The sequence below is a fragment of the Pantoea cypripedii genome (assembly GCF_011395035.1).
In the GTDB taxonomy this organism is placed as follows: Bacteria; Pseudomonadota; Gammaproteobacteria; order Enterobacterales; family Enterobacteriaceae; genus Pantoea; species Pantoea cypripedii_A.
In genome coordinates, this window is record NZ_CP024770.1 from 866,578 (window position 1) to 881,208 (window position 14,631).

Annotated in this window: 13 protein-coding genes; 7 read left to right on the forward strand and 6 right to left on the reverse strand. The window is 53.4% G+C overall.

Annotated features, from left to right (window positions below; genetic code table 11):
• Nucleotides 1–110: 110 nt before the first annotated feature.
• Complete coding sequence (locus tag CUN67_RS27420; RefSeq protein ID WP_208718610.1) at nt 111–872, forward strand: hypothetical protein; 762 nt, start codon at nt 111–113, stop codon at nt 870–872.
• A 133-nt stretch (nt 873–1,005) separates the two neighbouring features.
• On the opposite strand, the gene CUN67_RS27425 is transcribed toward CUN67_RS27420, so the two are convergent.
• A complete protein-coding gene (locus tag CUN67_RS27425; protein WP_208718611.1) occupies nt 1,006–1,218 on the reverse strand; it encodes a hypothetical protein in 213 nt (70 codons plus the stop codon).
• Between the two features lie 231 nt (nt 1,219–1,449).
• On the reverse strand, nt 1,450–2,526 hold the full coding sequence (gene fic, locus CUN67_RS27430) for a protein adenylyltransferase Fic (RefSeq protein ID WP_208718612.1): 1,077 nt from the start codon (nt 2,524–2,526) through the stop codon (nt 1,450–1,452).
• A gap of 296 nt (nt 2,527–2,822) precedes the next feature.
• On the opposite strand from fic, the gene CUN67_RS27435 reads away from it, so the two are divergent.
• Nucleotides 2,823–4,127 (forward strand): MFS transporter, encoded by a 1,305-nt coding sequence (locus CUN67_RS27435; RefSeq protein WP_208718613.1) that lies wholly within the window; start codon nt 2,823–2,825, stop codon nt 4,125–4,127.
• A 33-nt stretch (nt 4,128–4,160) separates the two neighbouring features.
• Here the strand turns inward: CUN67_RS27435 and CUN67_RS27440 are convergent, their stop codons facing one another.
• The 4 genes from CUN67_RS27440 to CUN67_RS27455 all read right to left on the reverse strand — a co-directional run bounded on the left by CUN67_RS27440 (nt 4,161) and on the right by CUN67_RS27455 (nt 9,516).
• The gene (locus CUN67_RS27440) at nt 4,161–5,012 is read right to left on the reverse strand and encodes a PRD domain-containing protein (RefSeq protein ID WP_208718614.1); all 852 of its coding nucleotides are present in this window, start codon (nt 5,010–5,012) and stop codon (nt 4,161–4,163) included.
• A 3-nt stretch (nt 5,013–5,015) separates the two neighbouring features.
• The gene (locus CUN67_RS27445) at nt 5,016–6,440 is read right to left on the reverse strand and encodes a glycoside hydrolase family 1 protein (protein ID WP_208718615.1); all 1,425 of its coding nucleotides are present in this window, start codon (nt 6,438–6,440) and stop codon (nt 5,016–5,018) included.
• Nucleotides 6,437–8,305 carry a beta-glucoside-specific PTS transporter subunit IIABC gene (locus CUN67_RS27450; protein ID WP_208718616.1) on the reverse strand — a complete coding sequence of 623 codons (1,869 nt, stop codon included), beginning with the start codon at nt 8,303–8,305 and terminating at the stop codon, nt 6,437–6,439. The genes CUN67_RS27445 and CUN67_RS27450 overlap by 4 nt, the downstream gene beginning before the upstream one ends.
• A gap of 392 nt (nt 8,306–8,697) precedes the next feature.
• The gene (locus CUN67_RS27455) at nt 8,698–9,516 is read right to left on the reverse strand and encodes a shikimate 5-dehydrogenase (RefSeq protein WP_208718617.1); all 819 of its coding nucleotides are present in this window, start codon (nt 9,514–9,516) and stop codon (nt 8,698–8,700) included.
• Between the two features lie 98 nt (nt 9,517–9,614).
• Here CUN67_RS27455 and sgrR point away from each other — a divergent pair, with 98 nt between their 5' ends.
• From sgrR to CUN67_RS27480, 5 genes are all read left to right on the forward strand, one after another.
• Nucleotides 9,615–11,360, forward strand: a complete 1,746-nt coding sequence (sgrR, locus tag CUN67_RS27460; protein ID WP_208718618.1) for an HTH-type transcriptional regulator SgrR — start codon at nt 9,615–9,617, stop codon at nt 11,358–11,360.
• Nucleotides 11,361–11,430: 70 nt separating this feature from the next.
• Entirely contained in the window at nt 11,431–11,739 is a 309-nt protein-coding gene (locus tag CUN67_RS27465) for a hypothetical protein (protein WP_208718619.1), read from the forward strand.
• Between the two features lie 225 nt (nt 11,740–11,964).
• Nucleotides 11,965–12,951 (forward strand): ABC transporter substrate-binding protein, encoded by a 987-nt coding sequence (locus CUN67_RS27470; protein ID WP_208718620.1) that lies wholly within the window; start codon nt 11,965–11,967, stop codon nt 12,949–12,951.
• A 61-nt stretch (nt 12,952–13,012) separates the two neighbouring features.
• Nucleotides 13,013–13,858, forward strand: a complete 846-nt coding sequence (locus tag CUN67_RS27475; protein ID WP_208718621.1) for an ABC transporter permease — start codon at nt 13,013–13,015, stop codon at nt 13,856–13,858.
• Nucleotides 13,858–14,619 carry an ABC transporter ATP-binding protein gene (locus CUN67_RS27480; protein WP_208718622.1) on the forward strand — a complete coding sequence of 254 codons (762 nt, stop codon included), beginning with the start codon at nt 13,858–13,860 and terminating at the stop codon, nt 14,617–14,619. The genes CUN67_RS27475 and CUN67_RS27480 overlap by 1 nt, the downstream gene beginning before the upstream one ends.
• The last annotated feature ends 12 nt before the right edge of the window (nt 14,620–14,631 follow it).

Below are 14,631 nucleotides of genomic sequence, written 5' to 3' on the forward strand. Positions count from 1 at the left end.
AGCTATGATTTCGTCTGGAAATGAATTATCAAATGGATGTCAGTTACCTTATGCTGATAACAGATATTTTTTATGATTATTTAATTTTAACCAGGGAAGAGTAATCCTGTATGACAACAATATCTTCAAATTCTGCCGTTAACTTTATAGCTACACAAGTTACAAATGAATCATCATCTCAAAAACCGAAATACTACGATCAAAATGCAGCAAAATTGTTAGAAAGTAGTCTGCCAACCCCGAACGAAACAACAAATGAAATTGATAATTTATTGTTGGGGGAGAATAAAGACATTCAAGATTTCTATTGCGTGACCTATATAGGTTATTCCGGGCTGGGTTACGATGACCCTGAAGGCGTAAAGGAAACAATGAAATCACAGCTGGAAGGATTTCTGCGCGATCATCCGGATAAACAGATAGTTGTGGTCTGTGGAGGAACCAGCGTGGGTATCGGCGCCGTTTATGATGTCGTGGCTGAGAATCCTACACTGAGGAAGAACATAAAATGCATTGGTATTGTTTCTGAATGTGCCTCCAAACAGGATTTGGTACAGAGTACGGAAGAGTTTAAAGTGGGTATCGTGCATGTTCCTGATCCTAAAAAATCATGGCAGACAAAATTGAGTGATGGTGATCAGGAACATCAGGCCATGATTTATCCTGCACAAAAATTTGGCGGAGTAATAATAGCGTTTGGCGCAGGCGGGATCGGTTATGACGAAATTAATGAAGCAAAAGATAAAGGGCTTGAGATAAAACTATTTCCGTCTCAACCGGACAATTCTAAGCTACAGGAAAGGCTTAAGAAAGACAAAGATTATTCTAAGGCCTGCCCCCTGCTATATCATGAGTTTGGGCATCGTCCTTAGGCATTAAATTATCTGCCCTATTTTAACAGTTTAATTGACCGGGAAAAACGTCGAGTGCCGGTCCTGTTTGCCCATAATCAGATCCGTTATGGGCATTTTTTATCGGTGTTCAGCATTTTCTGGGATATTGCGGTTATTCGTCTTCGATTCTGACTTTATCACCCGCCGCATCTTCGATCGCTTTGCGCAGTTTTTCCGCTGTGATTTCATCCAGATGGGTAACCTCTCCGGGTTCAATAGCCAGCTGTGCATCCTGTAATTGCCAGCCTTCAGAAGACATCACCGCAAAGATGGCTTTCGCGATGCCCGGTGGATTAGGGCGGCCGTTAAATACGACTTTTTTCATTTTTCACCTTTCCGTAAAAGCGAGTTGATTAGCCATTACCGGGGAAAACCCGGTTGGCGTTGCCGGTGCTCCGGGAGAAACTTCGCTGAATTTAACGAAAGGAGGTGACTGGAGAATGTGAAGAAAACGACACGTCGCTGAGAATGATCCAAATACTTAGCCAGTCAGTGCCGGTATAAACCGGGGGTTATTTCCCGGACTCAACGGCAAAGCCCGGGCATCATGCAGACTTTACTGATTCAATTCCTGGAGTAACCGGGTGTTGATATACAACTTCTCGCGGCCGACGTTCATTTCTTCCAGCACGCCGATTTCCACCAGCTGCTTGAGATAGGATGATGCCGTCTGACGTTTGGCGATGCCGTGTTCAACCAGATTTTCAATGCGGCAATAGGGTTGTGCAAACAGAACCTGAAGCAATTCATGGGTATAGATTTTAGGCAATTTTTCCCGGACATAGTCGGTGGCGTCCGCCAATAGCCCACGAACAATGGCGATTTTTTTGGTTGTCCATTGCGCGGTATTTTCCACGGCTTCCAGCATAAAGAGGATCCAGGCTTCCCAGTTACCCTCTGCGGTCACGCTGCGCAGCAAGGTGTAGTAATCATCACGCCTTTCGAGGATGAAACGGGAAAGGTAGAGGATCGGCAGCGACAGGAGTTCAGTCTGGATCAGGTACAGGATATTCAGGATACGGCCAGTACGCCCGTTCCCGTCGGGAAAGGGGTGAATGCATTCGAACTGGTAGTGAGAAATCGCCATTTTCACCAGCGGATCGATGTCGTCTTCGGCATGTATAAAACGCTCCCAGTTTGCCAGTAAGTCACGAATGGCGGTTTCACCCACTGGCGGCGTGTAAACCACATCATGGTTCTGGTCACGCAACACCGTACCCGGTGTTCTGCGGATATCGGTTTGCACAGCGCGCAACCGGGTACAAATCGATACTGCGGTGTTGGTACAGAGCGGATGCGTTGCCAGTTGGCTAAAACCCTCAAACAATGCGCTGCGATAGCGCAGGGCTTCCTTAGTGGCGGGATCGGCATGTTCGGCGCGGTCCGCAAACTGGAACAGCTGGTCGCTGGTTGTCACAATGTTCTCGATGCGGGAAGAGTCCTTTGCTTCCATGATGGGCAGGATGTTGATCAGTAACCCCTGATCGGGAATCAACTCTCCGGCGGTTTTCAGTTCGGCAATGGCCGCGCGCGCACTGATACAAGCTTTGAGCACTGCGCGTGTTTCAATGCGATCGACATTGGGGGGAAGTAAAGGAAGTTCATTGTAGGGGGTTTCTGGTTGCCAGCGCATATGTTTAAAAAAACCTATTTTATCGACATATCGCCATAATATGTCGATGCCATAAACATGTCACGGCCATATGTTTAAAAAAATGGATTTTATCGACATATCGTCAAAACGTGTCGATGGCATAAACATGTCACGGCGATATGTTTAAAAAAATCGATTTTATCGACATGTTCCCCCAGGATTCTGAATCAGCTCCTCCATCTGCAGGGATCAGCTATTCTTACCGGCTACAGCATCAAACGGTGCTGATGATGGAGAATGATCCCTTAGACGGTATAAGCATTACAGAGAGTTACATGAGAAAAGTTATTAACGCCTTTTTGCCACTTTATGCCACCACCCTGTTAATGTTGCTCGGTTCCGGCCTGCTGACCACCTACGTATCACTGCGCCTGGCGCATGAGCAGGTCAACGGCGCGCTGATTGGGGCGATCACCGCGGCGAACTATGTCGGGCTGGTGATTGGCGGCAAAGTCGGACACAACCTGATTGCCCGCGTCGGTCATATCCGCAGCTATGTCACCTGCGCCGGTATTATCACCGCCTCGGTGATTGCACACGGCCTGACTGACCTGATTCCGCTTTGGGTGTTTCTGCGCCTGATAATTGGTTTGTGTATGATGTGCCAGTACATGGTGCTGGAAAGCTGGCTCAATGATCAGGCCGAGTCCTCGCAGCGCGGCATGATTTTTGGTCTGTATATGGTGGCGACCTACCTGGGACTGAGCGGCGGGCAGGTGATTCTTGCCATGCAAAGCGGTTTTGGCATCAGCACGCTGCTGATTGTCGCGCTGTGCTTTGCGTTGTGTCTGGTGCCGATTGCCCTGACGACGCGCACCAACGCCAGGGCGATGTCGCCTGCGCCAATGGAGTTGGGGTATTTTATTCGCACCATTCCGCGCCTGCTGGCCACCACGGTCGTCAGTGGGATGGCGATCGGTGCGTTTTACGGGCTGGCACCGGTATATGCCAGCCGCCAGGGATTCAGCACGGAGCAAACCGGCTTATTTATGAGCCTGAGTATTTTCGCCGGGCTGGTGGCGCAGTTTCCGCTCAGCTGGCTGTCAGACCGTGTTGATCGCCAGCGCTTACTGTTTTTTATCGCGCTGTTGTATGGCGTGTCGGCGCTGGTGCTGGGTCTGCCGCTCAATCTGCCGTTTCAGTTCCTGCTCGGCATGGCTTTTTTTATCAGCATGATGCAGTTCGGGCTGTATCCTTTGCAGGTGGCGCTGGCGAATGATCAGGTCATGTCGGAGCGGCGCGTGTCGCTCACCGCATGTTTGCTGATGGCGTTTGGTATTGGGGCCAGTATCGGGCCGCTGGCTGTCGGCGCGTTGATGCAGCCGTTTGGCAGCCATGTGCTGTATCTGTCCTTCACGTTCTGCGCGCTGTTGATCGCGGTGATGAACCGTCCGGTTAAAGTGCTGCCCGTACCCACAACTGAAGTGCCACTGCCGCATGTGGTGATGCCGGATAGTCTCGCCACCTCACCGATTGGTGCAGCGTTGAACCCGGTGCTGGAAGAGGAGGCGATTCAGGCGACGATGGTGAATAGCGATGATGCCTCAGAGGAACAAACTGAAGCCGAGGCCACCCGGTGAACCAGGCGCGATGTATCGCGCTGTTTGAAAAAATTACGGTGAAGATAAATCAGGGGCTTCAGCAATCCGCACCAGATGGACGATCAGCCATAGCTGCTCATCGTCCGTCATCTCCACCTCAAGCATCTTTTTCACATAATCATTGATCGCCAGCGCGCAGCGATGCATGCGTGGATGTTGCTGAATAATTTGCGGTAGTAACGTGTTGCCCTGGCTGTGATTGAGCTGCCCGGCAAACATACGCTGAATGAAAAACTGCATATGGATCAGAAAGCGCGAGTAGTTGAGAGAACCGGTATCGATGGTGATATAGGCGTGGTACTGAATAATATTGAAGATATCTTTCAGCATGCGCATCGCCAGCAGGGTCTGGCTGGTATCACTGTGTTCTGACTGACCATTGACCAGATGAAACGCGATATTGCCTGCTTCCTCGGGGGGTAATTCGAGCTGAAACTGGCTGTTAAGGCGGGTCACCACCTGCTGCGCCAGCGTGAACTCGGCAGGCCAGAAGCGCTGGACCTCAAACAACACGCGGTTTTGCAGCATGATGCCTTTACGGCTGCGCTCCACGGCAAACATCAGGTGATCGGTCAGAGTAAAGAAGATTTGCGGACGCAGCGGGTTGCTTAGCCCCTGCTGCGCCATCTGCATCACCAGCGCCGTCATCTGGAAAATTTCTTCCGGCATGGCGGCGAAAGCATTGAGATATTCCGCGCCTGGCAGGTTTTCCTGCACCATAAACAGCTTCTCGACTTTCTCCCTGGGGATCATGTCGCCGACGCGGCTGCTGAAACCAATACCTTTGCCCATCACGATGGCTTCCTTGCCATCGCGATCTTCGGTCAGCACCAGGCTGTTGTTCAGGACTTTAACGACCTTCATTTGCTAACGGGTGTCCTGTAATTGTTGTCCGTTACTGGCGATAACCTGTTGATACCAGCCAAAACTGCGTTTAGGGATACGCCGCAGATCATGCAGCGACTGCTCATCGCGATTAACATAAATGAAACCATAGCGTTTCGCATAGCCCTGATGGGTGCTGACCACATCAATCGCAGACCAGGGGAAGTAACCGATCACGTCGACGCCATCGGCCAGCGCCAGTTGGATTTGCTCAATATGCTGGCGCAGGAAATCGATACGGTAACCATCATCCACCGTACCATCCGCCGCCAGGGTGTCGGGCGCACCAATGCCATTCTCGGTGATCATCACCGGCAGGTTATAGCGTTCACAAACTTTGCGCAGGGTTAAACGCAGCCCAACGGGATCGATGACCCAGCCATAAGGCGTTTTCGCGGTATACGGATTCTCCTCGGGCCGGTACACGCCAGGCTCCCCCAGCATGATTTGCTGATCGCCCGCGCGGGGAGCCACGTCCGAGGCATCCCCCCGGCTGGCGGCAATGGTGGCGGTGGAGTAGTAGTTAATGGCGACGAAATCAGGACGCGCCGCGGCAAGCACAGCGTTATCTTGCGGCAGCATCTGCGGTGCCAGTCCGCGATCCTGCAAATAACGCAGGGCAAGGGCGTTGTAGCGACCCTGCACCGCGACATCGAGAAAGCTCCAGCAACGCAGGGTTTCCCAGTTATGTGCGGCAATGGCATCTTCCGGGCGGCAGGTGGCGGCGTACATCGACGTGGTGTTGATCGCCGGGCCAATTTTCGCACCGGGCAGCAGTGCGTGGCACCGCTGCATCACCTGTGCCTGGGCCACCAGCATATGGTGGCTTTGCTGGTAGAGCGATTTTTTATCCGGCAGCTCGCGGCCGGGCGGCGTGCCAATCGCGCCCGGATGCAGGATCATGGTGTTCTGTTCATTGATGGTCAGCCAGTAACGCACCTGGTCACCCAATTCCCGGAACAGCAAATCGGCATAACGCACAAAAGCCGCAATGGTGTGGCGATTCAGCCAGCCACCTTGTTGCTCCAGCGCCCACGGCAGGTCGAAATGGTACAGGGTGACGATAGGTTCAATGCCGTGCCTGCGCAGGGTGGTCACCAGCCGCCGATAAAAATCCAGCCCGGCAGGATTGACCGCACCATCGCCGTCGGGGATGACCCGCGACCACGCTACCGAGAAACGATAGGCTTTCAGACCGAGTTGCGCGAATAACGCCACATCGGCTTCCATCTGCTGATAATGGTCGCTGGCTACCGTGAAATCGGCTTTGCCCGCTGGATGGCTCAGCATATCGACCACCGAAGGGCCTTTCCCGTCGCTGTACCAGGCCCCTTCGACCTGGTAAGCCGAGGTCGAAGCCCCCCAGAGAAAGCCGGTTGGAAAGGGGGCGGATTGTTGATAGATCATGCTGCCTGCTCCCTGAGACTGAGTTCCATAATCGGCTGACCAAAATCAACCGGCGCATCCGCCGCAATGGCGATGGCAAACTCATCGCTGTTGATCACCACCACCGGCGTGATCAGGTCATAACCCGCGGCGGCAATCGCCTGAAGATCGAAGCGAACCAGTTCATCGCCCGCCTGCACCTCATCGCCCACCTGCAAAGATGAACTGAAGTGCTGACCGCCCAGCGCCACCGTATCCAGACCGATATGCACCAGCACCTCCATCCCATCGTCGCTCATCAGGCCAACGGCATGGCAGGAAGGGAGGAAGGTCATCACTTTGCCGCTTACCGGGGCGCGCAGGATGCCTTCCTGTGGGCGGATCGCCACGCCCTGGCCGAGCAAGCCATTGGAGAACACATCATCATTCACTTCGCTTAACGCCACCATCTCGCCACGCAACGGGCTGACGATAGTTCCGGGCTTCAGGTTAACCGGCGCGGGTACGACTGTTGGCGTTTGCTTATCCGTTTCAGGGATATCCTCAAAGCCCAGTAGCCAGGTCAGGGCGAAGGTGACCACCATGGCGATGGCACAGGTTATCAACGCGTGCACGATGTTCATCGGATTGGCACCGATAAACGCTGGCAGGGCGGCCAGGCCTGGAGAGACAAAGGCATAACGCACCAGGCCACTTAACCCGGCATAGATACCGGCGCAACCGCCGCCAATCATGGCCGCAATCAGCGGACGTTTTAATTTCAGCGTCACGCCATACAGCGAGGGTTCGGTAATCCCTAATAACGCGGTGAAACCGGCAGAAGAAGCGAGCTGGCGCAGGTTTTTGTTGCGGGTTTTCAGCGCGACGCACAGGGTCGCCGCACCCTGGGCGATGTTGGACGCCAGCATGCCTGGGCCGTTGATCATCTCAAAGCCATTTTTGCTCAGCTGCCCGGTGGCAATCGGGGTCATCGCCCAGGCGGTGCCGGTGATCACCAGGAAGGGTTGTAACCCGCCCATCAGCATTGGGATTAACCAGCTGGCATGGCGATCGATAATCACCGCGCCGGAGGCGACAATATCGTTCAGCCAGATACCGAGCGGACCGACGACAACCAGCGCCAGCGGGGCGGTAACCAGCAGGATAATCATCGGCTTAACAAAGAATTTGATAATCGATGGGGAATAGCGCTCGGCAAAACGCTCGATCCACGACATCAGCCAGACGGTAAGGATAATCGGCAGTACCGATCCGGCATAATCCGCCAGCTGGAAGGGCAGACCGAGAAAATCCACCGGTTTGCCACTGGCGAGCATTTTGCCGATTTCCGGGTGCAACATCGCTCCGGCAATGGTCATGGCCAGAATGGCGTTACATTCAAATTTCAGCGCCGCGCCATACGCCAGCAGCACCGGCAGGAAGAAAAAGGCCGCATCCGAAATGATGTTAAGCAACTGCCAGGTCGGGCTGCTCTCGTTCATCACGCCGGTGAGTTTGCAGATAGCGAGCAGCGCCTTGATCATCCCGGCCCCGGTAATCGCCGGGATCACCGGGGTGAAGGTGGTTGAGATAACGCTAATTATCTGCGAAACAATGCCGCTGCGCTCTTTGGCGGCTTGTGGCACCGCCTTAGCGTTGTTGCCGCTGGTGGCTTTTTCAAGTATGCGAAACACCCGCTGTACATCGTTGCCGACCACAATCTGGAACTGCCCGCCGCGTTCGACGACGCTGATCACCCCCGGCAACTTTTCAATCTGCGCGCTATCCACCGCATCGCGATCGTTAAATTCCATACGCAGCCGGGTGGCGCAATGGGTCAGGGTACGGATATTCCCGCCCCCTTGCACCAGCCGTAAAATCTCGTCCGCTAACTCGTTATGACTCATAGTTTTCCCTTTCGTTAAGGCAAAAAAAAAGACCAAAACAAAAATGCACGCCGGAAAAATAACCGGAGCTGACATTTTCATTTTGGTCTTGCCTGCCTAAGCAGTAGCACGCCGCAATAAAACGTATGGAGATGTTGCGTGGGGGAGTATCTTTACGCCCCGCAACATTGGCAATAACTAATAATAAAAACTGTGAAGTAACGCAATCATTTCCCGCTGTTCACTGCCCGAACCCCTGGCTGAAAGCGCGCAATAACATAGGAAAATATGATGTTGAAGACAGGATAACCCGCAGCAACCGCGATTGCCGCCGAAAATCAACGCGGACAATCGCCGTCGGTAATAGGAAAATCGTTGGGATTAAAACACCGCGTTAAGACGCTGCCGGTTAATTACTGCCGTGCAAATGCCGCGGCTTGTCTGAAAAGTTCGTCTGAGGGACGTACCCCGGTATATAAGTAGAATTGTTCCACCGCCTGAATAGCGAAAACTTCAGCGCCACTGATCACCGGTTTATGTTTCTCCTGCGCATAGCGAATCAGCGGTGTTTGTTCTGGTAAAGCCACCACATCAAACACCCTCTCAGCCGTGCCGACTTCATCGGTGGAAAAGGACAGGCTATCGGCTTCGGGGCCACCAGCCATGCCGACCGGCGTGGCATTGATCAGCAATGCCGGGGATAAACCTGCCATCGAGGGACGATATTCATACTGGTAAGCCTCAGCCAGTTCTCTGCCACCTGGTTCATCTCTGGCAATAATATACCCCTGATTAAATCCGAGATTTTTTAATGCACAGGCAACCGCTTTTGCCATCCCGCCACTGCCTTTAAGCGCAAATGTCAGTTCATTTGGAACCTGATATTTCTGCAGCAGGGTGGTGATGGCAATATAATCGGTATTATATCCCTTCAAATAACCGTCGCTATTCACGATGGTGTTCACCGCGTTTATTACCCTTGCAGAATCATCCAGCTCGTCAATAAGCGGAATAACGGCCTGCTTAAAGGGCATCGAAATTGCGCAACCACGGATACCCAATGCCTTCACTCCGGCAATCGCCCCCGCCAGATCGGTGGTGGTAAAGGCTTTATAGAGATAATCCAGATCCAGCGCATCGTACAAATAATTATGGAAGCGAGTGCCGAAATTGGTTGGCCGTGCGGCAAGAGACATGCAAATTTTCGTGTCTTTATTGATCATTCTGGTCATGACATTTTTCCCTTCAGTGTGATTGCCTGCGGGGAAATATTGCTTTAAAAAGGTGAAATGAAAAACTGATGTGTTTTGCTGCACAGAGTTCATCTTTTATGAGCACACAACGGCTGGAACGGCATTATCAGAAGCTGCTGGAACTGTTTCCGCAGCGTGAGGCACTGACCACGCTGCAAACGCTGGCGGATGCGCTCTATTGCAGTAAGCGGCATATGCGCACACTGATCATTCAGATGCAATCTCACGGTTGGCTGGCGTGGGATGCCACCCCTGGCCGGGGGCATCTGGCAACCCTGGTGCTGCATTATTCACAGCAGCAACTGATGCTGGCGCATGCGCAACGTTTATTAGATCTCAATGATATGCGCGGCGCGCTGAAATTATTAGGTAACGAGAAGCATCACCTTGCGACGCTGCTGCGGGGCAGGCTCGGTCATCGCATTGACGATGAGCAGCAAACCCTGCGTATTCCCTATTATCGTTCGATGCCAAACCTCTATCCGGGAACCGCACTGCGGCGCTCTGAAGTGCATATCATCAAACAGGTGTTTAGTGGGCTGACGCGCATCGATGAAAACAGCGGCCAGGTGGCGAAGGATGTAGCCCATCACTGGCGTCGGCTGGATGATTTGCACTGGCGTTTCTTTCTGCGTCCCGGGGTACAGTTTCATGATGGCACGCTGCTCACCAGCAAAGATGTGGTGGTTTCCCTGCTGCGCAGCGCCCGATTGCCGTTGTTTTCCCATCTCAGCAATATCGAAGCTGAGGGAAATCTCAGCGTGATGATTACGCTGAGCCAGCCGGATGAATTGCTGCCGCAATTGCTGACCGATGTCGCGGCGTTGATATTACCGGCGGACCATCAGCAACGGGAGAATTTTGCTGCGCGGCCTGTTGGAACCGGCCCCTATAAGGTTGCCGATAATAATGAGTGGCATTTAACACTGCGGGCGTTTGATGGCTATTTTGGTTTTCGCAGTTTGCTGGACGAAATAGAAATTATTACCTGCCTGGAGTCCCCAACAGCAAACGAATTACATGGCCCGCTGGCGTTACTGAGTTCCAGCATGAGCGATCTGGCTTATGTATCCAGCCAGCTTAGCCATTTTGATCGTCTTACTGCCGATGAAATTGAACTGGAAACCGGCGGGTATTTTTTGCTGTGCGACAGTCGTTCACCGTTCTGGCAAAAAATGGCCCACCGGCGCTGGATACGCGAGCAGATAGACCCGCAGATCATTATTCAGAATTTTGTCGCCGAGATTCGCCCGCTGTGGATGGCGGCTGCCAGTATCCTGCCTGGCTGGTCGCATCATATTGAAGCCGGGGAAAGCGTCAGTCCCTGGGAAGGTTGTCCCCTGCCACAATGCTTGCGACTGGCTTACCACCATCAGCACTGGGAGTTCCCGATGGTGATTGCCGAATTTAAAAAACGTCTGGCGGCCAGCGGCGTCAGCTTAGAGGTGACGGAATTAAGCTATGAAGCCTGGGCGTCAGGCGAAGGGGCGTTTGATTTATGGCTGGGAACGGTGAATTTTACCGCTCCGGAAGCGTGGAATGTCGGAGCCTGGCTAACCGGGATGCCGTTATTAACCCGCTCGGTTGCCGGTGGCGATCAGGCTTTGTTCGAAAACTGGCAGCAGCAGTGGCGCAGTGGCGGGCTGTCTTCACAGCAACTGGCTGAAATCATTATCCAGCGCGGTTGGTTACAGCCATTATTCCATCACTGGATGCGTCTGCAGGGACCCGAACAGGCCAGAGGCGTTCATTTTAATAATCTGGGATGGTTTGACTTTACCTCCACCTGGATTGAACCGGAAAACCCGCCATCAGAATGCTGATCTTGTCGCAGGACCGACACCGGGAATGCGATACACTCGACGCAGTGCCTCCACCATTGGACGAGAAGTTATGAATGACAAAAAAATGATATCCATCGATCAATTCAACGCAGATGAACGACTTGCGGTTGATGAAGCATTCCACGCATTGATGCAGAAGTATCGCCAGCGCACCGGGAGAGAACCGGACGCGAAAAAAGAAAAAGAATTTACCGCCGAGGCCAGGCAGCAAATCATGGCGGTGAAGCAGGCCAAAGAGAAAGCGCTGGCGGAGAAAGCGAAGAAAAAACCGCTGCGTAAGAAAAAGCCTGAATCGCTGGCCGCGAGCGAAGTCAGTGATTTCAACTGGTCAGCTTCGGTGACCAAAGGCCGCAGATAATTATATTGTCGTTACGTAGCGGCGCGATTTATCGCGCAATGTTCATTTTCCTTATCGCTGCGCTGGTGCGCTGCACCAGCGCCACGCCCCAGGCTGGGGCAGCACTTCGGGCACTAAATGAATATTGGGGACTGAACGCCTGGCATCGCTCTTGCATTTTTCTTGTATATACATGCCCGGATGACCTCCGGCTTCTAACCATAACGACAACTGAAGGAAATAGTTATGCTTTCTCGCTATGCATTGAAAAGATCGTTTAGCACCGTTTTTTGTGCAGGGATGCTGTCAGTTACGGTCCACTCTGTTTACGCCGCGGAAACTGAACAGGTGAAAATGGGGATTGAACCCTGGCTGGGTTATGGTCAGTGGCATATCGCCTCTGCCAAAAACCTGTTTGAGAAAGCAGGGTTAAAGAAAGTCGAGGTCATCAATTTCGCCGAGGATAAAGACATCAATGCCGCGCTGGCGAGTGGGCAGATTGACGTCGCCAATATCGCGACTCATACCGCGATGGGGATGATCTCCGCTGGCCTGCCGGTGAAGATTGTGCTGCTGCTCGACCAGAGCAACACCGCCGATGCGATCCTGGCAAGCTCCGGCATAACCAGTATTAAGGATCTCAAAGGTAAGCAGGTTGCCTACGAAGAGGGCACCACCAGCGACATTCTGCTGCGCAGCGCCGTGGCCGCAGCGGGCCTGTCCTTTAGCGATATTAAACCGGTGCCGATGCCCGCTGCATCAGCGGGCAGCGCCATTATTGCCGGACGGGTGCCGGTGGCCGTCACTTATGAGCCCTACCTTACGGTGGCAAAAAAAGGCGATCCCAGCCTGAAAATGATTTATAGCGGTTCTTCCGATCCGGGGCTGATCAGCGATGTGCTGGTGGTGCGTGATGACTTTATCAAAGACCATCCAGATGCCATCAAAGCGCTGATTAAAACCTGGGGTCAGGCGCTGGATGACTACAACGCCAATCAGACCGAAGGGCGCGCCATTATCGCCAAAGCGGTCGGCGCGACACCGGAAGATCTCAGCACTGCGTTTGATGGTGTGAAGTATTTCACCCTGAGCGACAATAAAGCGCTGCTGTCACATGACTTCACTACCAAAACCTTCCCGCACATTCTTCAGGCCGCGACTGCGGCAGGTATCGTCACGCAGCCGGTTACCCCGGCGCAGACCATCGATGCCAGCTTTGCCGACGCGCAATAAGCGCGGTTAAAACTTCTCCGCCGGTGCTGCCAGCGGAGAAGACCTGCCACACGGAGGAATTATGAGTTCTATCGACGTTCGGCGCGTCAATCGTCAGGCCAAAAAGAAACGGCGGCGCTCGAATTTATTAACCATCGGCAAAGAGCCAACCCGAGCGCAATTTCTCACCATCTCTGTCGCCGTGTTCGCGGTGTTGTTGCTGGCATGGTGGCTGGCAACCTCAACGGGCACGATAAAACCGATATTCCTGCCGGGGATAGAGCGCGTCTGGCATCAGATGGTCACTCTGGCGCAGAACGGGACGTTACAAAGCGACATCGCCAGCAGCCTGTATCGTATGGTTATTGCCTTCGCCATTTCCTCAGTGATGGCGATTGTGATTGGGGTGCTGGCCGGGTGTTATGGGTTGTTCAAAGCGATTGTTGAACCGCTGGTTGATTTTATCCGCTATATGCCGGTGGTGGCGTTCGTGCCGCTCACCATCCTGTGGACCGGCACCGACGATATTCAGAAATTTCTCGTCATCTGGATTGGCACCTTTTTCCAGCAGGTACTGATGATGATCGACGCCATCAAACGCGTGCCGACGGATTTTGTCGGGCTGGGCAGAACGCTGGGGATGTCCGATCGCCGCATTCTGCTGCGTATTGTGATCCCTTCCGCGTTACCGTCGATCTGGGATGCGTTGCGTATCAGTCTTGGCTGGGCATGGACATGGCTGGTGCTGGCCGAACTGGTGGCGTCGACCTCCGGTCTCGGCTATCGCATTGTGGTTTCCCAGCGTTATTTCCAGACTGACACCATCATTGGCTACATCCTGCTGCTCGGTTTCCTCGGGCTAATCACCGATCAAATCATGCGCGCGGCTGAACGTGTGCTGTTCCGTTACAACCGGAGAGGTTCCTGATGGCGACGCTGACGCTAAATAAACTGGAAAAAAGTTTCCCGATGGGCAAAACCCGCCGCCGGGTGCTGCATGGCATCGATCTGACGCTCAACGACAACGAATTTGTGTCGATTGTCGGGGCCTCGGGCTGTGGCAAAAGTACTGTGCTCTCCATCGCCGCCGGTCTGGAAGAGAACGACAGCGGTGATGTGCTGGTGGATGGCGCGCCCATCGCAGGACCGGGACTCGATCGTGGCGTGGTGTTTCAGTCCTACACGCTGCTGCCGTGGCTGACCGCGCGCGGCAACATTGAGTTTGCATTAAAAGCCGCAGGCACTCCGGCCAAAGAATGTCGCGACATCGCGCAGCAGCATCTCGAACTGGTGAAGCTGGGCAATGCGGCCGACCGCTGGCCTGGCGAGCTTTCTGGCGGGATGAAGCAACGTGTCGCCATTGCCCGTGCGCTGTCTTACCGTCCCAAAATCCTGCTAATGGATGAGCCCTTTGGTGCGCTGGACGCCATGACGCGTCACCAGATGCAGCAATTGTTGATCGAAATCTGGGAAAAGCACCGCCTCACGGTGATGTTTGTCACCCACGACATTGAAGAAGCGGTGTGGCTCTCGGATCGCATCGTGGTGATGGGGCAGGGATATATCGACTCCACGTTTCCGGTGGGGCTACCGCGACCGCGCCTGGAGGGAGTTAACCGCACCCCGGAATTTCTTGAACTCCAGCATGAAGTGCTGAATCGCATTCAACAACACGCATTAACCCATTGAAAAAGGGAATCA

Bases quoted from the DNA above. Each gene is read 5' to 3' on its own strand.
- CUN67_RS27420 (WP_208718610.1), top strand. From the start codon at position 111: ATGACAACAATATCTTCAAATTCTGCCGTTAACTTTATAGCTACACAA.
- CUN67_RS27425 (WP_208718611.1), bottom strand. From the start codon at position 1,218: ATGAAAAAAGTCGTATTTAACGGCCGCCCTAATCCACCGGGCATCGCG.
- fic (WP_208718612.1), bottom strand. From the start codon at position 2,526: ATGCGCTGGCAACCAGAAACCCCCTACAATGAACTTCCTTTACTTCCC.
- CUN67_RS27435 (WP_208718613.1), top strand. From the start codon at position 2,823: ATGAGAAAAGTTATTAACGCCTTTTTGCCACTTTATGCCACCACCCTG.
- CUN67_RS27440 (WP_208718614.1), bottom strand. From the start codon at position 5,012: ATGAAGGTCGTTAAAGTCCTGAACAACAGCCTGGTGCTGACCGAAGAT.
- CUN67_RS27445 (WP_208718615.1), bottom strand. From the start codon at position 6,440: ATGATCTATCAACAATCCGCCCCCTTTCCAACCGGCTTTCTCTGGGGG.
- CUN67_RS27450 (WP_208718616.1), bottom strand. From the start codon at position 8,305: ATGAGTCATAACGAGTTAGCGGACGAGATTTTACGGCTGGTGCAAGGG.
- CUN67_RS27455 (WP_208718617.1), bottom strand. From the start codon at position 9,516: ATGACCAGAATGATCAATAAAGACACGAAAATTTGCATGTCTCTTGCC.
- sgrR (WP_208718618.1), top strand. From the start codon at position 9,615: ATGAGCACACAACGGCTGGAACGGCATTATCAGAAGCTGCTGGAACTG.
- CUN67_RS27465 (WP_208718619.1), top strand. From the start codon at position 11,431: ATGAATGACAAAAAAATGATATCCATCGATCAATTCAACGCAGATGAA.
- CUN67_RS27470 (WP_208718620.1), top strand. From the start codon at position 11,965: ATGCTTTCTCGCTATGCATTGAAAAGATCGTTTAGCACCGTTTTTTGT.
- CUN67_RS27475 (WP_208718621.1), top strand. From the start codon at position 13,013: ATGAGTTCTATCGACGTTCGGCGCGTCAATCGTCAGGCCAAAAAGAAA.
- CUN67_RS27480 (WP_208718622.1), top strand. From the start codon at position 13,858: ATGGCGACGCTGACGCTAAATAAACTGGAAAAAAGTTTCCCGATGGGC.